The following is a 19,022-nucleotide window of genomic DNA, read 5'->3' as shown; positions in this document are numbered from 1 at the left end:
GCACATGGCTCCGGCGCCGCCCCTCGCGGGCGGACGCGTGATTGTCGTCGATGACGGCGCTGTCTCTGTCGCCGCCGGATCAGCTCAGCCAGCGCTTGCGGCGCCGGTAGGAGCGGACGTCGCGGAAGGACTTACGCCCTTCGTCCGAGACGCCAAGATAGAATTCCTTCACATCCGGGTTCTCACGCAGGTCGGCGGCAGGGCCGTCCATCACCACGCGCCCGGATTCGAGGATGTAGCCGTAATGCGCGAACCGCAGGGCCACGTTGGTGTTCTGTTCGGCCAGCAGGAACGTCAGCCCTTCCTTCTCGTTCAGGCTTTTGACGATCTCGAAGATCTGCTCGACCAGCTGCGGCGCGAGGCCCATCGACGGTTCGTCCAGCAGGATCATCTCGGGCCGCGCCATCAGCGCCCGCCCGATGGCGACCATCTGCTGTTCGCCGCCTGACGTGTAGCCCGCCTGCGACCTGCGGCGTTCCTTGAGACGGGGGAAATAGTCGTAGACCATGTTCAGGTCCGCATCGATCTCGCCCCGGCTGGACCCGCGCGTATAGGCGCCGGTCATCAGGTTTTCCTCGACCGTCAGGTGCTCGAAGCAGTGACGGCCCTCCATCACCTGGATGACGCCCTTCTTGACGAGGTCGGCGGGGTTCAGCCCGTAAATCTCTTCGCCGCGATAGACGATCTTGCCTTTCGTCACCTCGCCCCGTTCCGAGCGAAGGAGGTTCGAGATCGACTTCAGCGTCGTCGTCTTGCCCGCGCCGTTGCCGCCCAGCAGGGCCGTGATGCCCCCCTTCGGCACGGCGAGCGAGACGCCTTTGAGGACAAGGATCACGTGGTTGTAGATCACTTCGATGTTGCTCACGCGCAGCAGCGGCTCACCCGCTTCGGGTGCGTCCACGGGGGCGGTCGGTGCGATCGTCTCGGCCTGGCTCATCTCGTCCTCGAAATCCTGTCGGGCCCTGCGTCCGTCGGACGGCCCGGTTGGGGTGCCGGGGCCCCGTTGCAGGGCCCCGGCGCTGTCACGTCACGCTATCAGTTGCACTCGCGCGGGGTGATGCCGGCTTCGGTGGCGTAAGCCATCGAATCTTCCTGGATCAGCGGGTCGATGATCTCGAAGTCCGGCTCGATGTAGTCGGTCAGCACGGTCCAGGTCTTGTCCGCCGCGTTCCACTGCTGCACCGCCGCGAGGCGCGGGGTGGAGTGGGCGCCGCAGGTCTGCGACACGGCAGGCGCAAAGCCGCCAAGGCCGATTTCCTCGAACCGGGCGTCGGAGACGGTCAGGTTCTCCAGCGCGTCGCGCATGTCGGCGGCGGTGATGGCCGCATTGCCGGTCTTTTCCTGTGCCTGGCGGATCGCCTCGGCAGTCATCGCCGCGGCATAGACGCCACGGTTGTAGCCGACTTCGCCCCACTTGGAGCCGTCACCGGCGTTCTTGCCGGCGTCGATCACGGTCGTCTTGATCTCCTGCAGCGCAGGGAAATCGGTGCCTGCACCGTGGAAGGTCAGCGACTTGTAGCCGTTTGCACCTTCACCGGCCGGAACCACGTCAGCTTCGGAGCCGGACCACCACACGCCGATGAACTTGTCCATCGGGTAGCGGATGTTCGCGGCTTCCTGGATCGCGACGGAGTTCATCACGCCCCAGCCCCACATGAAGACGTAGTCAGGACGCTCGCGGCGGATTTGCAGCCACTGCGACTTCTGTTCCTGGCCGGGGTGGTCCACGGCGATCGGAACGAATTCGAAGCCATGCTTCGCAGCCAGCGCTTCCAGCGTGCGGATCGGTTCCTTGCCGTAGGCCGAGTTGTGGTAGACCAGCGCGATCTTCTTGCCTTCCAGCGAACCGCCTTCCTGCTCCATCGCGTATTTCACCGCGACGGACGCGCCGTCCCAGTAGGTGACGGGCAGGTTGAAGATCCACTCGAACACCTTGCCGTTCACGGCCGAGGTGCGGCCATAGGCCATCGACCAGACCGGAATGCCGTCAGCCGAAGCTTTGGGGATCAGCTGGTAGGTGATGCCGGTGGACTGCGGAATGTACAGCAGCGAGCCCTGGCCCTTGGTCTGCTCGTAGCATTCCACGCCCTTTTCGGTGTTGTAGCCGGTTTCACACTCCAGAACGTTGATCCGCTCTCCGCCGATGCCGCCGTCGCGTTCGTTCAGCAGCGTCATGTAGTCCGAATAGCCGTCGGCGTAGGGGATCCCGGAGGGCGCATAGGGGCCGGTCCGGTAGTTGAGCGCCGGGATGGTCAGGTCGGCGTAGGCCGGCACTGCCGTCATCAGCGCAGCGGCCGCGGCCGCGATCATCTTCAGTTTCATCGGTCGTATTCCTCCCAATTGGTTTTTTACCGATTTCTTGCCCGCCCGCGGGTTGTTTCCCCCCGCGGTCTCCTCCCGGCTCGCCCGCGTTAATGCGGGAACGGCCAGAGTCTCATCTTCTCCTTCAGCGTCCGCCAGTAGGCGGTCAGCCCGTGCGGCTCGAGGATCAGGAACATCATGATCAGCCCGCCGAGGATCAGCAGCTCGAGATGCGCGGCGAGGTCCGTCGCCCATCCCATGCCGCCGACCAGCACGTTCTTCAGGAACACCGGCAGCAGCACGATGAACGCCGCCCCCGCGAAGGACCCGAAGATCGAACCGAGCCCGCCGATGATGATCATGAAGAGCACCAGGAACGATTTCTGGATGCCGAACACCTCGCCCACCTCGACCGCGCCGAGGTAGACCGAGAAGAACAGCGCGCCCGAGATGCCGACAAAGAAGGACGACACGGCGAAGGCGCTCAGCTTGGCGGCCAGCGGGTTCACCCCGATGATCTCGGCCGCGATGTCCATGTCGCGGATCGCCATCCACTTCCGTCCGACCGAGCCGCGGGTCAGGTTCCGCGCCAGCCACGCCATGACCGTCACGAAGGTCAGGCAGATCAGGTATTTCGCCCAGGGCGAAGCGGTCGGGCCGGTGACCTCGATGCTCAGCACGGTCCGTGTCGGCGCGCTGATCTGGCCCGAGGCCGAGTAGTTGTAGAACCAGCCCACCTTGTTGAACAGCCACACGAGGAAGAACTGCGCCGCCAGCGTCGCCACGGCGAGGTAGAAGCCCTTGATCCTGAGCGACGGCAGGCCGAACAGCACGCCCACGCAGGCGGTGACGCCGCCCGCAAGGATCACGTGGATCACGATGTTCACTTCGGGGAATGCCGTCATCAGCTTGTAGCAGGCATAGGCCCCCACGGCCATGAAGCCGCCGGTGCCCAGAGACACCTGACCACAGAATCCCGTCAGGATGTTCAGCCCGAGTGCCGCGATCGCGTAGATCAGGAACGGCAGCAGAACCGCGCTGGCCCAGTAGTCGTTGATGACCAGCGGCACCGCGATGAAGGCGATCGCGAGGATCGCGTAATATCCCCACCGGTCGATCCGGATCGGGAAGGTCTGGCTGTCGTCCTTGTAGGAGGTCTTGAAGTCCCCCGCCTCACGGTAAAGCATCAGACGCTCTCCCCCTTGTTATCTTCAAACGTCGGCACGCCCCGTTTCGGCGTGGCCGCATACCCTGTCCGTTCCGAATGCCGCACGAGCTGGAAATAGGCCCACAGCCCGAGCGCTCCACCCAGCGCCGCCAGAAGCGCCGCCGTCACCATCTGCCCCGCGTCGTCGACATGCGCCGAAAGCGCGAGGTATCCGAAGGCCCAGAAACCGGACCACGCCACCACGTTCACCACCGCGATCGCCTTGTGCATCCGTCCGTCCTCCATCTCAGGCCATGCCCCAGCGGCGGCAGAGCCACCGCTCGGTCGAGGCGCTCAGCGCGACCAGCGCCAGCGCCGGGCCGCCGATCCTCAGCCACGCAGCCAGCTGGCCACCCGTGGTCCGGGCCTCCTCGCCCAGATCCGCGCCGCCCTCGACCGCCTGCCGCGCGATGCCCAGACCCGCGATGCTGCCGAAGGTGGCGATGATCGACATCCCCAGCACGATCCGCAGGATCAGCAGTATGGTCTTGCGCAGCAGCAGCACCGGCTACACCCTCTCGATGATCTTGTCGCCGAACAGCCCCTGCGGGCGGAACACCAGCACCACCAGCGCCAGCACGTAGGCGAACCAGTTCTCGGTCGCGCCGCCGACCATCGGGCCGATGGCGAATTCGAACAGCTTCTCGCCCACGCCCACGATCAGCCCGCCGACGATGGCGCCGGGGATCGAGGTGAATCCGCCCAGCATCAGCACCGGCAGCGCCTTGAGCGCGATCAGAGACAGCGAGAACTGGACGCCCGACTTCGACCCCCACATGATACCCGCGACCAGCGCGACGAAGCCCGCGACTGACCACACCATGACCCAGATGAAGTTCAGCGAGATCCCGACCGACAGCGCGGCCTGGTGATCGTCCGCCACGGCGCGCATCGCGCGGCCCTGCTTGGTGTATTGCGCAAAGATCACCAGCGCGACCACCAGCAGCGCGGCCACAACCGACGCAACGATGTCGAGGTTGTCGATGAAGAAGCCGTAGCCGAAGGCATTGAATGTCGTTTCGTCGATGAACCCGTTCAGACCCTGAGGCAGACCGACGTCGAGGTTCTTGATGTCGGACCCCCACATCAGGTCCCCGAACCCTTCGAGGAAATAGGCCAGACCGATGGTCGCCATGAACAGGATGATCGGATCCTGGTTCACGAGGTGCCGCATGATGTAGTGGTTCACCAGGTAGGCCAGCGCCACCATGACCACCATCGTCAGCAGGATCGCCGCGATAGCCGGGATCTCCCATCCGAAGTGATGGAGGTCCGTGCCGAAGATCGCGTTGATCAGATGGCTGAAGGGCACCTGCCCCTCCATGATCCCGACCAGCGTCAGCGCCGCGAACAGCGCCAGCACGCCCTGCGCGTAGTTGAAGACCCCGGAGGCCTTGAAGATCAGCACGAAGCCGAGCGCGACAAGCGCGTAGAGCACCCCGGCCATCAGGCCGTTGAGGATGACTTCCATCGCGAAGAGTAGTTGTTCAGGCATGTCTCTCCCCTCAGTCGTGCGCCACGCCAAGATAGGCGTCGATCACTTCCTGGTTGTTGCGCACCTCGTCCGGCGTGCCGTCCCCGATCTTCCTGCCGTAGTCCATCACGACCACCCGGTCGCTCAGGTCCATGACGACGCCCATGTCGTGCTCGATCAGCGCGATGGTGGTGCCGAATTCGTCGTTCACGTCGAGGATGAAGCGGCTCATGTCCTCCTTCTCCTCGACGTTCATGCCCGCCATCGGCTCGTCCAGCAGCAGGATCGACGGCTGCGCGGCCAGCGCGCGGGCCAGTTCGACCCGCTTCTTCAGACCGTAGGGCAGGCGCGCGACCGGCGTCTTGCGGATGTTCTGGATCTCGAGGAAGTCGATGATCTTCTCCGCCACTTCGCGGTTCTCGATTTCCTCGCGCTGCGACTTGCCCCACCACATGGCCTGGCTCAGCAGCCCGGTGTTCATGTAGTTCAGGCGGCCGGTCATCACGTTGTCCAGCACCGTCATCCCCTCGAACAGGGCGATGTTCTGGAAGGTCCGGGCGATCCCCTGCCGTGCCACCTCGTAGGGCTTCATCGGCGGGCGCTTCTGGCCCTTGTAGATGACCTCGCCCTCCTGCGGGACGTAGAAGCCCGAGATCACGTTCAGCATCGACGACTTGCCGGCGCCGTTCGGGCCGATGATCGCGCGGATCTCGCCCTCGCGGATGTCGAACGAGATGTCCTTGATCGCCACCACGCCGCCAAAGCGCAGGGTGATGTTCTTCATCTCCATCACCACGCCGCCGATCTTGCGACCGTCCGCTGTGACAAAGCCCTCTGCCGGTTGTGCGTCCATCATGTCCTTCCCTCCCCGCGGCCTGCCGCTCTGCCCCTGACGCCCGCACGGGATGGCGGGCGGGGCGTCGCGGCACGCGCGCGCCGTTCCGTCATTCCGCCGCGACCGCCTTGGGGGCCGATGCCGGCACCGTCTTGGCCTTCACGATCTTCAGCGTCGCGCTGATGTAGCCCTTGCGCCCGTCCTCGTAGGTCACCTCGGTCCGGGTCGCGATCTCCTCCGAGCCGTCATAGAGCGCGGTGATGATGTCGGCGAACTTCTCGTCCACCGTCCGCCGCCGCACCTTGCCGGTCCGTGTGATCTCGCCGTCGTCCGGGTCCAGTTGCTTGTGCAGCACGACGAAGCGGTGGACCTGGCAGCCCGACAGCATCTCGTCCTCGGCGACGCTGGCGTTCACCTCCTCGACGTGGCCCTTCATCATCTCCAGCACCTTCGGGTGCCCGGCGAGTTCGGTATAGGACGAATAGGCGAGGTTGTGACGCTCGGCCCAGTTGCCGACCGCGTTCAGGTCGATGTTCAGGAAGGCCGTGCATTCCTCCCGGCCATTCCCGAAGACCACGGCTTCGAGGATGTTGGGGAAGAACTTCAGCTTGTTCTCGACGTACTTCGGCGCGAACAGGGCGCCGTTGGCCATCTTGCCCACATCCTTGGCCCGGTCGATGATCCGCAGGTGTCCGCTGTCCGGCTCGATGAAACCCGCGTCGCCCGTTGCGACCCAGCCCTCGGCGTCCTTGGTCGACTTCGTGCTTTCCTCGTTCTTGTAGTAATACTCGAACACGCCGGGGCTGCGGTAATAGACCTCGCCATTGTCCCCGATCTTCAGCTCCACCCCCGGCGACGCGACGCCCACGGTGTCCGACCGCACCTGTCCGTCGGGCTGCTGCGTGATGAAGACCGACGCTTCGGTCTGGCCATAGAGCTGCTTCAGGTTGATCCCGAGCGAGCGGTAGAAGTGGAAGATCTCCGGCCCGATCGCCTCGCCCGCGGTGTAGCCCACGCGCACCCGGCTCAGGCCCAGCGAGTTCTTGAGCGGGCCGTAGACGAACAGGTTCCCCAGCCAGTACTTGAACCGGTCGCCCGCGCTGACGCTCTCGCCGTCGAGGATCTTGCCCCCGACCTTGCGGGCATGGGCCATGTACTTGTCGAACAGCCGCTTCTTGAACTTCGAAGCGTCCTCCATCCGGATCATGACGTTGGTCAGCTGACCCTCGAACACGCGCGGCGGGGCGAAGTAATAGGTCGGCCCGATCTCGCGCAGGTCCGTGACCATCGTTTCCGGGCTTTCGGGACAGTTCACGCAGAACCCGGTCCACATCGCCTGACCGATCGAGAAGATGAAATCGCCCACCCATGCCATCGGCAGGTAGGCCAGCACCTCGTCGCCGGGCCCGAGGCTGTCGAACTCGCTGGAATTCTTCGAGGTTTCGATGATGTTGCGGTTCGACAGGACCACGCCTTTGGGCTTGCCGGTCGTGCCCGAGGTGTAGAGCATCACGCAGACGTCGTCATAGGCCAGCTTGGACTTGCGCGCCGTCAGCTCGGGCGTCAGCTCGTCGATGGCCGCGCGGCCCATGGCCTGCACGTGTGCATATTCATGCAGCTTGGCGTGGTCGTATTTCCGCAGCCCGCGCGGGTCGAGGTAGATCATGTGCTCGAACTGGTGCAGCTGGTCCTGCACCTCGATCACCTTGTCGACCTGCTCCTGATCCTCGGCCACGACAAAGCGCGCGCCGCAGTGGTCCAGCACATAGGCCATCTCTTCGGCGGCGCTGTCCTGGTAGATCGGCACCGGGATCGCGCCCACCATCTGTGCCGCCGGGAACACCCAGTAGAGATGCGGACGGTTCGACCCGATGATCGCGATGAAATCGCCCGGCTGCACCCCGAGGTTGATCAGCCCGAGAGCCAGCGCCTCGATCTCTTCCTTGGCCTCGGCCCAGGACCACGTCTGCCAGATCCCGAATTCCTTTTCGCGATAGGCGGGTTTGTTGCCGAACCGCTTTGCATTGCGGTCCAGAAGGGCCGGAATGGACGCAATCGCGCCCGCGTCCTGAGACGGTGCTGCCAACGGTATCTCCTCCCCTTGTCCCGGCTCCCCCCGGGACGCGCCTTGATGGCGATTCTCTGCGGCCCGTCTCCGGGCTGTCCCTATGTGTCGCGGGGAAGTCTTTCCCCATCATTTCCTAATTCTAACGAATTGTAACAAGTCGGGACGCTTTGCCTGCGGCCCGCCCGGTGCTAGCCATGTCATCAAGCAGGGAGGGGAGGTCCCGTGCCGACCGGAGCGACGCAGAACATGACGATGGCGGGGCTGAACCTGATTCAGCAGGCCCTGACGATCTACGACAATGACCTGCGGCTGGTGCTGTGCAACCGCCGCTTCGTCGAGATGTTCGACCTGCCGCATCACCTGAACGAACCCGGCGCGACCTTCGAGGACACGATCCGCTTTCTGGTGGAACGCGGCGAATACGGCCACCTGCCCGATACCGAGGCCGCGGTGCGCGAGCGCGTGGATCAGGCGATGACCTTTCAGCCGCACTACCTCGAACGCGAACGCGCCAACGGGCGCACCATCAGCGTCGAGGGCTCGCCCCTGCCCGAGGGCGGATGGGTCACCGTCTATACGGACATCACCGAGATCAAGGCGCAGGAGGCCCTGCTGCGCGCCCGGTCCGAGGAACTGAACGCTCAGCTCCTGACCCGCGCCGAGGAGCTGTCCGCCGCCAACCGCAAGCTCTCGGCCACCAACGCAGCCTTGGCCGAGGCCAAGCGCGAACTGACCGCGATGGAGGCCCGCACCCGCACCACGACCGAGATGATGCCGGCGCATATCGCCCACCTTGGCCCCGACCGGCGCTACACCTTCTCCAACCGCCGGCTGAACTCGATCATGCCGGGCCGTCCGTCGAACATCATCGGCCTGCACATCGCCGATGTCCTCGGCACGCAGGCCTACCGCGCGATCCAGCCCTATCTCGAGGCCGCGCTGAAGGGCCGGTCCTCGGTGTTCACCTTCACCGACGAAGCGTCGTCCCGCCGGATCCGCGTGGCCTTTACCCCCGACCGTCATGACGGGGCCTATGTCCTGTCCACCGACGTGACCGAGGAAACCCAGACCCGCGTCGCCCTCGCCCAGACCCGCCGCCGCGCGCTGGCGGCGCAGATGACCAGCGGGATGGCGCATGATTTCTCGAACCTGCTGACCATCATCCTCGGGATGCAGGCGCAGCTTGGCCGGATGGACCTGCCCGACCGCGCCCGCGACCTCGTATCCGCCACGCTCAACGCGGCCCGACGCGGCGGCGACCTGCTGAACCGGATCGCGGAGATGACCACCGGCCCGGAACACCGCCCGACGGCCACCGGCCTCGGCCCGTTCCTTGCCGATTTCAGCACCATCGCCACCGCCGCCCTGCCCTCGTACATCACGCTGGACATCGTGGACGATACCGGCGGCGCGACCCTGATGCTGGACCGCGGCACGCTGCAGGATTCGCTGCTGAACCTCGTTCTGAACGCACGCGATGCGATCGGGACCGAAGGCGCGATCACCCTCCGCGTCGCCTCGGTCAAGGACACATGGGTCGAATTCGCGCTGACCGACACCGGACCCGGCTTCAGCCAGGCGGCGCTCGACAATGCCTTCACGCCGTTCTTCACCACCAAGGGCGGCGAGGGCTCGGGCCTCGGGCTTGCCATGGTCTACAACGCCACCTCGCTGGCGGGCGGTCAGGTCCGCGTCGGCAACGCACCCGGCGGCGGCGCGCGGATCAGCCTGCGCCTGCCGTGGCGTGGCGCGCCGCGACCCGTGGATCCCGGCCTCGTCCTGCTGGTCGAGGACAGCGCCGACCTGCGCCGCTCGGTCCGGGACATGCTGCGCGACCTCGGCCATGCGGTGATCGAGGCGACGACGGCGGACGAGGCGCTGGACCTGATCGCGCAGGTGCCCGGCATCACCCTGATCCTGTCCGACATCTCGCTCGAAGGCACGGGCACCGGCATCGACCTGCTGGACCGCTTGCCCGCCGGTGCGCCACCCTGTTACCTTATGACGTCGCTGCGGCCCGACCACCCGCTGCACGCCGCCGCCGTCACCCGCGCGCCGGTGCTGCGCAAGCCGTTCGGAGCCGAGGCGCTGGCCGCATACCTGCGCGGAGAACAGGCCGCCTGAGCCTTTCTTGATCGCGCCCGGTTGACTCTCGTGTCGCGCGGTGCGCCACTCTGCGGCGACAGATATATCCGATCCATGGAAAGGGCCCACCATGAACAAGATGAACCAACTGCCAAACTCCATCGAGGCGCGGGATGCCCGCGTCCACATGCATCCCTACACCAACGCCCGGATGCTCGAAGAACAGGGTCCCGTGGTGATGCAGCGCGGCGATGGCGTCCATGTCTGGGACGTCAGCGGCAAGAAATACATCGAGGCGATGGCCGGCCTGTGGTCCGTCGGCATCGGCTTTTCCGAACCCCGCCTTGTCGAGGCGGCGGCGAAACAGATGGCCGAACTGCCCTACTACCACACCTTCGCGATGCGGTCGCACACCCCCGCCGTCGAACTGGCCGAGATGCTGATCGACATGATGCCGGTGCCGATGTCCAAGGTGTTCTTCACCAACTCCGGCTCCGAGGCGAACGACACCATCGTCAAGATGGTCTGGTATCGGTCCAACGCGCTCGGCAAGCCGGAAAAGAAAAAGATCATCGGCCGGGTCAAGGGCTATCACGGGATCACCGTCGCGTCTGGCTCGATGACCGGGCTTGCTCCGAACCACACCTCGTTCGACCTGCCGCTGCCGGGCTTCCTGCACACCGGATCGCCCCATTTCTGGCGCGAGGGCCAGCCGGGCGAGACCGAGGCGGAGTTTGCCGCCCGCCGCGTCCGCGAACTGGAGGAGCTGATCCTGGCCGAGGGTCCGGACACCATCGCCGCCTTCATCGGCGAACCGCTGATCGGCGCGGGCGGCGTGATCGTTCCCCCGCCGGGCTACTGGGAAGGCATCCAGGAGGTGCTGAACAAGTATGACATCCTGCTGATCGCGGACGAGGTCATCAACGGCTTTGGCCGGACCGGCAACATGTTCGGTTCCGAAACCTTCAACATGAAGCCGGACATCATGACGCTGTCCAAGCAGCTGTCGTCCTCCTACCTGCCGATCTCGGCCATCGTGATGAATGACCGGGTCTACCAGCCGATCGCGGACGAGACGCAGCGCCTCGGCGGGTTCGGCATGGGCTTTACCGGCGGCGGGCACCCCGTCGCGGCAGCCGTGGCGGTCGAGAACCTCAAGATCATCGCGGAACGCGACCTGCTGGGCAACGCCCGCACCGTCGGTGCGCACATGCAGAAGCGGCTGGAGGAGCTCGCCTCGCACCCGCTGGTCGGGGAAAAGCGCGGCACCGGCCTGATCGCCGGTCTTGAACTGGTTCTGGACAAAGAGGCCAAGACGGCGATGGAAAAGCCGGGGATGCTGGGCATGAAAGCCGCCGCCAACATCTTCGCCGAAGGCGTCGTGACCCGCGCCATCGGCGACACGCTGGCCTTCTGCCCGCCGATGATCATCACCAAGGAACAGGTGGACGAGGTCGCGGACAAGGTGAAGATCGGTCTGGACAAGACCGCGTCCGAGCTGGGTATCGCCTAAGCGCGCCTGAGCCCGAACACAGCGGTCGCCGCATAGACGGCGGCCGCGCTCGCCACGATGGACGGCCCCGCCGGCGTGTCGAGCCACAGCGCCAGCTGCAGCCCCCCAAGCGCCGCCGCCACCGCGATCACCGCCGCCATCCCCGCCATCACCTCGGGTGTCCGCGCCAATGGCCGCGCCGCCGCTGCAGGGATGATCAGCATCGCCGTGATCAGCAGCGCGCCGACCACCTTGATCGACACCGCGACGACCACGGCCAGCGCCACCGTCAACACCATCTTCTCGCGCTCGGGCGAAATCCCCGCCGCCGCGGCCAGATCGCCGTTCACCGTCGCGGTCAGCAGCCGCTGCCACCGACACGCCAGCAGCGCGGCAACCAAGGCACCGCCACCCCAGATCACGCCAAGATCGCCCCGGCTGACACTCAGGATGTCGCCGAACAGGTAGGCCTGCAGGTCCACCCTGACATTCGGCAGCAGCGCCACCGCCATCAGGCCGAAGGCCAGCGCGGAATGCGACAGCACCCCCAGCACCGCGTCCGCCCCCTGCCGCCCCGACGACAGCACCGCGACGGCCAGCCCCATGATCACGGCCACCGCCAGCACCCCCGCCGTCACCGGCAACGCAAACCCCAGCGACAGCGCGACCCCGAGGATCGCCGCATGCGCCGTCGCATCCCCGAAATAAGCCATCCGCCGCCACACGACGAAGCACCCCAGCACCGAGGCCACAAGCCCCACGCCGACCCCGGCCAGCGCCGCGCGGACAAGGAAATCGTCCAGCATCACTCCGCCCCCTCGTGGTGGTGGTGATGCGCATGCCCGTGAGGGTGATGATGGTGGTGATGCCCGTCATGGCCGTGATCGTGGTCATGCCGGTAGAGCGCCAGCGCCCCCCCGGTCCCCGTCCCGAACAGCGCCCGGTATTCCGGCGCGCTCGACACATGCTCCGGCGCGCCCTCGCAGCAGACGTGCCCGTTCAGGCAGATCACCCGGTCCGACGCGCTCATCACGACGTGCAGCTCGTGGCTGACCATCAGCACCGCACAGCCGACCTCGGCCCGGATCTCCTCGATCAGCCGGTAGAACGCCGCAGAGCCCGGCTGGTCCAACCCCTGCGTGGCCTCGTCCAGCATCAGCACCTGCGGCTCGCGCAGCAGCGCCTGCGCCAGAAGCGCCCGCTGCAGCTGCCCGCCCGACAGTTCCGTCACCTGACGCCCCGCGATCTCGGAGCCCAGCCCGACGCGCACCAGCGCCGCGTCCGCCTTGGCGGACCCGACCCGCCGCGGCAGGTCCAGGAACCGCCGCACCGTCAGCGGCATCGTCGGATCCACATGCAGCTTCTGCGGCACGTAGCCGATGCGCAGCCCCGGCGCCCGCTCGATCCGCCCCGCGCCGGGCTTCAACGCGCCGGAGAGCAGCCGCAGCAGCGTCGACTTGCCCGACCCGTTCGGGCCGACGATCGTCACGATCTCGCCCGCGTCGAGGCGAAAATCCACGCCCTCCAGCACCACGCGCCCGTCATAGGCCGCGCGCAGGCCCGTCCCGGTGATCAGCCTCATGCGCCCGTCTCCTGACAGGCCGGGCACAGCCCCTCGGCCTCCACCACCGTGCTTTCCACGGCAAACCCGGCGGTCCCGCCAAGGGGCGAGCGCGCCTCGGCCTCCGCCACCTGCCCGCAGCCCCGGCAGATCAGGAAGGCCGGATCGTGGCTGTCGCCCGGATGGACGCAGGCGACATAGGCGTTCAGCCGCTCCACCCGGTGCGCCAGCCCGTTGTCCACCAGGAACCCCAGGGCGCGATAAGCGACGGGCGGCTTCGACCCGAATCCATCCTTCGCCAGCCGCTCCAGCACCTCGTAGGCGCCGAGCGCAGCGTGATGCTCCAGGAGGATCTCCAGCGTCCGCCGTCGCACCGGCGTCAGCTGCACCTTGCGTGCGCTGCACAGCGCCTCCGCCTGTTCGAGCGTCGAGGCGATGCACCGCTGGTGATCGTGTTTCGTGAATCCGAGGGGTTGCAGGTCATCCGTCATGGTGCAATGTTATAACGTAACAAGTCGAAACACCACCCCAAAACGCAAGGAGCCCTCCATGCGGCTGATCCACTTCGCCCTGATCGCAACGCTCGCCACGCCGCTGGCCGCCGAACCGCCCCGTGTGGCGACCGACATCCTGCCGATCCACTCGCTGGTGGCAAGCGTGATGCAGGGCGTCGGCACGCCGGACCTGCTGGTCAGCCCGGGCGCTTCGCCACACGGCTACGCGCTCCGCCCGTCCGAGGCGCGGGCGCTCTCGGAGGCCGATCTGGTCATCTGGGTCGGTCACGGCATCACGCCCTGGCTGGAGGAGTCGCTCCCCACCCTCGCCCCCGACGCGACCTCGCTGGAACTGCTGGAGGCCGAGGGCACGCTCCTGCTGGCCAACCGCGAGGCGGATCATCACGATCACGCGGACGAGGGGCACGAGGAAGACGACGACCACGCGGACCACGCCGACGAACACAACCACGGCGACAGCGACCCGCACGCCTGGCTCGACCCGCGGAACGCCCGCATCTGGACCCGCCTGATCGCCGAGGACCTCGCCGCCCGCGACCCGGAGAACGCCGAAACCTACCGCGCCAACGCGGACCGGGCCGAGGTCGCGCTGACCGAACTCGAAACCACGATCACCAGCCGCCTCGACGGCGTGGAGGGCGAATTCATCACCTTCCACGACGCCTACCAGTATTTCGAGGCCCGCTTCGGCCTGACCTCGCACGCCGCCCTGTCGCCCAGCGACGCCCGCCAGCCCGGACCGGCCCGCATCGCGGCCCTGAGGGACGAGGTGGCCGAACACGGCATCACCTGCCTCTTCGCCGAACCGCAGTTCAATCCGCGCCAGATCGAGACGCTGGCAAACGACCTCGGCGTGAATCACGGCACGCTCGACCCCGTCGGCGCGGATATGGAGCCCGGATCGGAGCTCTACCCGGCGCTGCTGACCCGCATGGCGGACAGCCTCGCCGCTTGCCTCAGGGGCTGAGCGGCGGCACCTCGACCGCCACGCTGGACCTCGTTTTCGAACCGGTCGGCGTGGCGGACAGCCTTTGCGCGCGTCTTGTGCCGGGGCACGTTTTGAGGCCGTCCAAGTTATGGCGCGGGGCCTGACCCCGCCCCTCGCAAAGCAGAGAGCTGCGGCGGGCTCCTTGCTCCCGGCGACGGTCTGAGTGGCGATCACGCGCAACGCCGCAAGATCACCTTGCCCTGCCAGAGCCGAAACGAGTGGCTGCACGATAGTTCAACCGACCCCCTCGCCCTACCAGACTCCGTGTGCGGAAACGACGTGCGAGCGAGTCCCGCGCCATCAGCTGCCGGTCCGGCCCCCGGCCCTACTCCACCAGTATCGCCCGGAAGTCGTTCACGTTCGTCCCGGTCGGCCCCGGCACGAACAAACCGCCCACCGCATCGAACGCGCCCCACGCGTCGTTCCGGCCCAGCGCCTCGGCTGGGTCCACGCCCGCCCCACGCATTTCCGCCGCGGTGGCACCATCCGCGAAGGCCCCGGCGTTGTCCTCGGACCCGTCGATCCCGTCCGTATCCGCCGCCAGCGCGTGGATGCCCTCACACCCTTCGACCGCCATCGCGAACGACAGCAGGAACTCGCTGTTCCGCCCCCCGCGCCCGTCCTTGCCGCGCAGCGTCACCGTCGTCTCGCCGCCCGACAGGATCACGACCGGCTTGGTGAAGGGCCGCCCCTTGGCCGCAACCTCGCGCGCGATGGCGGCGTGCACCTTGGCCACCTCGCGCGCCTCGCCCTCCACCGCATCCGACAGGATCACCGCCGGCACGCCCGCATCCTCCGCCACCCGCGCCGCCGCCTCCAGCGACCGCGCGGCCGAGGCGATAACGTGGACCTCGTGCCCGGCCAGCCGGGGATCGTCCGGCCCCGGCGCATCCTCCGGCGCGTCCTTCAGGAACGCCGCCACCCGTTCCGGCAGCGCGATGCCATAGTCCCGCACCGCCCGCATCGCCGCCGCCCGGTCCGTCGCGCTGGCGACCGTCGGCCCCGACGCGACCTCGGCCGGATCGTCGCCGGGCACGTCCGACACCACCAGCGTCACGACCTTCGCCGGATGTGCCGCCAGCGCCAGCCGTCCGCCCTTGACCCGGCTGACCTGCTTGCGGATCGCGTTCATCGCCCCGATGGGCGCGCCCGAGGCCAGCAGCGCCTCGTTCAGTGCCTGTTCGTCCTCCAGCGTCAGCCCCTCCGGCGGCGCGGCCAGCAGGGCCGAGCCCCCGCCGGTGATCAGGGCCACGACCAGATCGTCCGCCGTCAGCCCGTCGAGCGCCGCCATGACCTCGCGCGTCGCGGCCTCGCCCGCCGCGTCCGGCACCGGATGCGCCGCCTCGATCACCTTGAGCGAAGGGCACGGAGCGGCATAGCCGTAGCGGGTCACGACCACGCCCTCGACCGGCCCGTCCCATGCGGCCTCGAACGCGGCGGCCAGCTGCGCCGCGCCTTTGCCTGCGCCGATCACAACGGTCCGCCCCTTTGGCCGTTCTGGCAAATGGCCTTTCAAAGCCTCGGCGGGATCGGCGGCGCCCACGGCGGCCTCGAACAGCATCGTCAGAAAAGCTCGTTTCGCCTGATCCATACCGCGCAGCTCCTTTCGGGTCCGTTACCGACCCATTTCCGGACCCAAGCCTAGGCCGCCCGGCATCGGCCTGCCACCCCGATTGCCCCCGATTGCCAATGGCGGGGAACAGTCCTACGCTCCTGCCCAAATCCCCACCCCATGACCGGAGCGTTCCCATGGACGGCAAATTCCAGGACAACGACATTTCCAAGATCGTGGACGCCGACCGCGCCCATGTCTGGCATCACCTGACCCAGCACAAACCCTTCGAGACCGGCGAGCCGCGCATCATCGTCGAGGGCAAGGGCATGAAGGTCTGGGACCAGAAGGGGGTCGAACACCTCGACGCCGTGTCGGGCGGGGTCTGGACGGTCAACGTCGGTTACGGGCGCGAATCCATTGCGAACGCCGTCCGTGACCAGTTGATCCAGTTGAACTATTTCGCCGGTGCCGCGGGTTCGGTCCCCGGCGCGCTCTTCGCCGAGAAGCTGATCGAGAAGATGCCGGGCATGACCCGCGTCTATTACTGCAACTCGGGCTCCGAGGCGAACGAGAAGGCCTTCAAGATGATCCGTCAGATCGCGCACAAGCGCTATGGCGGCAAGAAGCACAAGATCCTCTACCGCGACCGCGACTACCACGGCACCACAATCGGCGCGCTGTCGGCGGGCGGTCAGGAAGAGCGGATCATGCAGTACGGGCCGATGGCCCCCGGCTTTGTCGCCGTGCCGCATTGCCTCGAATACCGCGCCCAGTGGGACCTGAGCGGCGAAGAGTACGGCCGCCGCGCCGCCGACGCCATCGAGGAGGTGATCCTGCGCGAAGGCCCCGACACCATCGGCGGCCTGTGCCTGGAGCCGATCACCGCAGGCGGCGGCGTCATCGTCCCGCCCGAGGGTTACTGGCCCCGCGTGCAGGAGATCTGCCGCAAGTACGACATCCTGCTGCACATCGACGAGGTCGTCTGCGGCATCGGCCGGACCGGCAAGTGGTTCGGCTATCAGCATTACGGGATCGAGCCGGATTTCGTGACGATGGCCAAGGGCGTCGCGTCCGGCTACGCCGCCATCGCCTGCTGCGTGACCACCGAGAAGGTGTTCGACCTGTTCAAGGACGACGCCTCGGACCCGATGAACTACTTCCGCGATATCAGCACCTTCGGCGGCTGCACCGCCGGTCCGGCGGCAGCGCTGGAGAACATGCGCATCATCGAGGAGGAGAACCTTCTCGAGAACTGCGAGAAGATGGGCGCGCGGCTGATCGCCAATCTCGAGGCTCTGGCGGAAAAGCATGCCGTCATCGGCCAGGTGCGCGGCAAGGGCCTGTTCTGCGGCGCGGAACTGGTGAAGGATCGCGAGACGAAGGAACCGGCGGACGAAAAGCTGTGCGCCAAGGTCGTGGCCGAATGCGCGGCGGAGCGGGTGATCATCGGCGTCACCAACCGCTCGATCCCCGGCTTCAACAACACGCTGACCTTCAGCCCCGCGCTGATCGCGACCGAAGAGGACATCGACCGGATCACGCAGGCCGTGGACGTTGCCCTGACCCGCGTGTTCGGCTGATTTGATGCAGGACATCCGCGACGCGCTCGGCCTGAGCGGCACCCCCGCCACGATCACCGGCGAGGGCAACCTACCCTCGCGCTACGCCGTGACCGACGTGCTGGCCGCCTCGGTCGGCGCGGTCGGCGAGGCGTTGGCCCAGCTCATGGCGGGCACCGGGCTGAGCGCCTCGGTCCCCGCCGTCTCTGTCGACAGGCGGCTCGCCTCGTTCTGGTCCTGGTACTCCCTTGCACCAGACGGTTGGGAGCTGCCGCCGGTCTGGGACGCGGTGGCAGGCATCTACCGCACCCGCGACGGCTGGATCCGCCTCCATACCAACCTGCCGCATCACCGCGATGCCGCCCTCGGCGTGCTGGATGCGCCGGTGGATCGCGACGCGGTGGCGGCCAAGGTTGCGGAATGGGACAAGGACCCGCTGGAAACCGCGATTGTCGAGGCAGGCGGCGTCGCCGCCGCGATGCGGTCGCGGGCCGAGTGGCGGGCACATCCGAACGGTGCGGCGGTGGCGGCCGAGCCCCTGATCCACTGGGACAAACCGCATCCTGCGCCCAAGCTGAACTGGGAGGGCCGCGCCGACCGGCCGCTCGCCGGGCTGCGCGTCCTCGACCTGACGCGCGTTCTGGCAGGCCCCGTTTCGACCCGGACGCTGGCGGGCTTCGGGGCCGAGGTATTGCGCATCGACCCGCCCGGCTGGGACGAGGCGAACGTGGTGCCGGACATCACGCTGGGCAAGCGCTGCGCGAAGCTGGACCTGAAGGACAAGGACGACCGCAGCCGGTTCGAAACGCTGGTGCAGGGCGCCGACGTGATCGTGCACGGCTACCGGCCCGAGGCGCTGGCGGGGCTGGGCTATTCGCCCGCCGCGCTGCAGATCCTCAAGCCGGGGCTGATCGAGGTCACGCTGGACGCCTATGGCTGGACCGGCCCGTGGAACACGCGACGCGGGTTCGACAGCCTCGTCCAGATGGCCTGTGGCATCGCGGACGCGGGCATGGGCTGGGCGGGGGCCGACCAGCCGACGCCGCTGCCGGTGCAAGCGCTGGACCATGCCACCGGCTACCTGATGGCCGCCGCCGCGCTGCGCCTGATCCACCAAGCCGCCGCGGGCGAAGGCGCGGGCCGGGCCCGGCTGTCACTCGCGCGGACAGGCGAACTGGTGTGCAGCCATCGTCAGGAGGTGCCGGGCACACTCGCGCTCAAGCCCTCGGATGCGGACTATGCCGAGGCGGTCGAGCAATCGCCCTGGGGTCCGAGCCGACGCCTGCGGCCCTCGCTGACCGTGGCGGGCGCGCCGATGCACTGGGACCGCAGCGCGCAGGTGCTCGGTTCCTCGCCGCCGGAATGGCTGTCCTGAACTGAAA

17 protein-coding genes are annotated in these 19,022 nt (G+C 67.3%); 5 read left to right on the top strand and 12 right to left on the bottom strand.

The window, feature by feature from the left end; genetic code table 11:
- Positions 1-79: 79 nt before the first annotated feature.
- From ATO6_RS05065 to ATO6_RS05030, 8 genes are all read right to left on the bottom strand, one after another.
- Entirely contained in the window at positions 80-937 is an 858-nt protein-coding gene (locus ATO6_RS05065) for an ABC transporter ATP-binding protein (protein WP_088622814.1), read from the bottom strand.
- Positions 938-1,035: 98 nt separating this feature from the next.
- A complete protein-coding gene (locus ATO6_RS05060) occupies positions 1,036-2,322 on the bottom strand; it encodes an ABC transporter substrate-binding protein (protein WP_088622813.1) in 1,287 nt (428 codons plus the stop codon).
- An 89-nt stretch (positions 2,323-2,411) separates the two neighbouring features.
- The gene (locus ATO6_RS05055; protein WP_088622812.1) at positions 2,412-3,488 is read right to left on the bottom strand and encodes a branched-chain amino acid ABC transporter permease; all 1,077 of its coding nucleotides are present in this window, start codon (positions 3,486-3,488) and stop codon (positions 2,412-2,414) included.
- The gene (locus tag ATO6_RS05050) at positions 3,488-3,739 is read right to left on the bottom strand and encodes a hypothetical protein (protein ID WP_088622811.1); all 252 of its coding nucleotides are present in this window, start codon (positions 3,737-3,739) and stop codon (positions 3,488-3,490) included. Before ATO6_RS05050 ends, ATO6_RS05055 begins: the two co-directional genes overlap by 1 nt.
- Positions 3,740-3,755: 16 nt before the next feature.
- A complete protein-coding gene (locus ATO6_RS05045) occupies positions 3,756-4,013 on the bottom strand; it encodes a hypothetical protein (RefSeq protein ID WP_088622810.1) in 258 nt (85 codons plus the stop codon).
- 3 nt (positions 4,014-4,016) lie between these two features.
- The gene (locus ATO6_RS05040) at positions 4,017-5,003 is read right to left on the bottom strand and encodes a branched-chain amino acid ABC transporter permease (RefSeq protein WP_088622809.1); all 987 of its coding nucleotides are present in this window, start codon (positions 5,001-5,003) and stop codon (positions 4,017-4,019) included.
- Positions 5,004-5,013: 10 nt separating this feature from the next.
- Positions 5,014-5,838, bottom strand: a complete 825-nt coding sequence (locus ATO6_RS05035) for an ABC transporter ATP-binding protein (protein ID WP_088622808.1) — start codon at positions 5,836-5,838, stop codon at positions 5,014-5,016.
- Between the two features lie 88 nt (positions 5,839-5,926).
- On the bottom strand, positions 5,927-7,903 hold the full coding sequence (locus tag ATO6_RS05030) for an AMP-binding protein (RefSeq protein ID WP_254919068.1): 1,977 nt from the start codon (positions 7,901-7,903) through the stop codon (positions 5,927-5,929).
- 228 nt (positions 7,904-8,131) lie between these two features.
- Here ATO6_RS05030 and ATO6_RS05025 point away from each other — a divergent pair, with 228 nt between their 5' ends.
- Together ATO6_RS05025 and ATO6_RS05020 are read left to right on the top strand one after the other, a co-directional pair.
- A complete protein-coding gene (locus ATO6_RS05025) occupies positions 8,132-10,009 on the top strand; it encodes a PAS-domain containing protein (RefSeq protein WP_088622807.1) in 1,878 nt (625 codons plus the stop codon).
- Positions 10,010-10,109: 100 nt separating this feature from the next.
- On the top strand, positions 10,110-11,483 hold the full coding sequence (locus ATO6_RS05020) for an aspartate aminotransferase family protein (protein WP_088623416.1): 1,374 nt from the start codon (positions 10,110-10,112) through the stop codon (positions 11,481-11,483).
- On the opposite strand, the gene ATO6_RS05015 is transcribed toward ATO6_RS05020, so the two are convergent.
- Genes ATO6_RS05015 through ATO6_RS05005 form a run of 3 tightly spaced genes read right to left on the bottom strand, consistent with a single transcriptional unit; the run spans position 11,480 to position 13,514 of the window.
- Positions 11,480-12,268, bottom strand: coding sequence for a metal ABC transporter permease (locus ATO6_RS05015; protein WP_088622806.1), 789 nt, complete (start codon positions 12,266-12,268; stop codon positions 11,480-11,482). The two genes, ATO6_RS05020 and ATO6_RS05015, sit on opposite strands and share 4 nt — an antisense overlap.
- The gene (locus tag ATO6_RS05010; RefSeq protein WP_088622805.1) at positions 12,268-13,044 is read right to left on the bottom strand and encodes a metal ABC transporter ATP-binding protein; all 777 of its coding nucleotides are present in this window, start codon (positions 13,042-13,044) and stop codon (positions 12,268-12,270) included. Before ATO6_RS05010 ends, ATO6_RS05015 begins: the two co-directional genes overlap by 1 nt.
- Positions 13,041-13,514, bottom strand: a complete 474-nt coding sequence (locus ATO6_RS05005; RefSeq protein ID WP_088622804.1) for a Fur family transcriptional regulator — start codon at positions 13,512-13,514, stop codon at positions 13,041-13,043. The genes ATO6_RS05010 and ATO6_RS05005 overlap by 4 nt, the downstream gene beginning before the upstream one ends.
- A gap of 58 nt (positions 13,515-13,572) precedes the next feature.
- Here ATO6_RS05005 and ATO6_RS05000 point away from each other — a divergent pair, with 58 nt between their 5' ends.
- Positions 13,573-14,505 carry a zinc ABC transporter substrate-binding protein gene (locus ATO6_RS05000; RefSeq protein WP_088622803.1) on the top strand — a complete coding sequence of 311 codons (933 nt, stop codon included), beginning with the start codon at positions 13,573-13,575 and terminating at the stop codon, positions 14,503-14,505.
- A 346-nt stretch (positions 14,506-14,851) separates the two neighbouring features.
- Here the strand turns inward: ATO6_RS05000 and ATO6_RS04995 are convergent, their stop codons facing one another.
- Positions 14,852-16,117: a glycerate kinase gene (locus ATO6_RS04995; protein ID WP_088622802.1), complete on the bottom strand. Its 1,266-nt coding sequence runs from the start codon at positions 16,115-16,117 to the stop codon at positions 14,852-14,854.
- Positions 16,118-16,275: 158 nt separating this feature from the next.
- Between ATO6_RS04995 and ATO6_RS04990 the strand changes: the two genes are divergently transcribed.
- The gene (locus ATO6_RS04990; RefSeq protein WP_088622801.1) at positions 16,276-17,661 is read left to right on the top strand and encodes an aspartate aminotransferase family protein; all 1,386 of its coding nucleotides are present in this window, start codon (positions 16,276-16,278) and stop codon (positions 17,659-17,661) included.
- A 4-nt stretch (positions 17,662-17,665) separates the two neighbouring features.
- Positions 17,666-19,015, top strand: coding sequence for a CoA transferase (locus ATO6_RS04985; RefSeq protein WP_088622800.1), 1,350 nt, complete (start codon positions 17,666-17,668; stop codon positions 19,013-19,015).
- Positions 19,016-19,022 lie beyond the last annotated feature (7 nt).

It is taken from the genome of Oceanicola sp. 22II-s10i (assembly GCF_002210105.1).
In the GTDB taxonomy this organism is placed as follows: domain Bacteria; phylum Pseudomonadota; class Alphaproteobacteria; order Rhodobacterales; family Rhodobacteraceae; genus Pseudooceanicola.
The sequence above is the reverse complement of the archived record's forward strand: the minus strand, read 5'-3'. Positions and strand labels throughout refer to the sequence as shown.

Bases quoted from the DNA above. Each gene is read 5' to 3' on its own strand.
- ATO6_RS05065 (WP_088622814.1), bottom strand. From the start codon at position 937: ATGAGCCAGGCCGAGACGATCGCACCGACCGCCCCCGTGGACGCACCC.
- ATO6_RS05060 (WP_088622813.1), bottom strand. From the start codon at position 2,322: ATGAAACTGAAGATGATCGCGGCCGCGGCCGCTGCGCTGATGACGGCA.
- ATO6_RS05055 (WP_088622812.1), bottom strand. From the start codon at position 3,488: ATGCTTTACCGTGAGGCGGGGGACTTCAAGACCTCCTACAAGGACGAC.
- ATO6_RS05050 (WP_088622811.1), bottom strand. From the start codon at position 3,739: ATGCACAAGGCGATCGCGGTGGTGAACGTGGTGGCGTGGTCCGGTTTC.
- ATO6_RS05040 (WP_088622809.1), bottom strand. From the start codon at position 5,003: ATGCCTGAACAACTACTCTTCGCGATGGAAGTCATCCTCAACGGCCTG.
- ATO6_RS05035 (WP_088622808.1), bottom strand. From the start codon at position 5,838: ATGATGGACGCACAACCGGCAGAGGGCTTTGTCACAGCGGACGGTCGC.
- ATO6_RS05025 (WP_088622807.1), top strand. From the start codon at position 8,132: ATGACGATGGCGGGGCTGAACCTGATTCAGCAGGCCCTGACGATCTAC.
- ATO6_RS05020 (WP_088623416.1), top strand. From the start codon at position 10,110: ATGAACCAACTGCCAAACTCCATCGAGGCGCGGGATGCCCGCGTCCAC.
- ATO6_RS05015 (WP_088622806.1), bottom strand. From the start codon at position 12,268: ATGCTGGACGATTTCCTTGTCCGCGCGGCGCTGGCCGGGGTCGGCGTG.
- ATO6_RS05010 (WP_088622805.1), bottom strand. From the start codon at position 13,044: ATGAGGCTGATCACCGGGACGGGCCTGCGCGCGGCCTATGACGGGCGC.
- ATO6_RS05005 (WP_088622804.1), bottom strand. From the start codon at position 13,514: ATGACGGATGACCTGCAACCCCTCGGATTCACGAAACACGATCACCAG.
- ATO6_RS05000 (WP_088622803.1), top strand. From the start codon at position 13,573: ATGCGGCTGATCCACTTCGCCCTGATCGCAACGCTCGCCACGCCGCTG.
- ATO6_RS04995 (WP_088622802.1), bottom strand. From the start codon at position 16,117: ATGGATCAGGCGAAACGAGCTTTTCTGACGATGCTGTTCGAGGCCGCC.
- ATO6_RS04990 (WP_088622801.1), top strand. From the start codon at position 16,276: ATGGACGGCAAATTCCAGGACAACGACATTTCCAAGATCGTGGACGCC.
- ATO6_RS04985 (WP_088622800.1), top strand. From the start codon at position 17,666: ATGCAGGACATCCGCGACGCGCTCGGCCTGAGCGGCACCCCCGCCACG.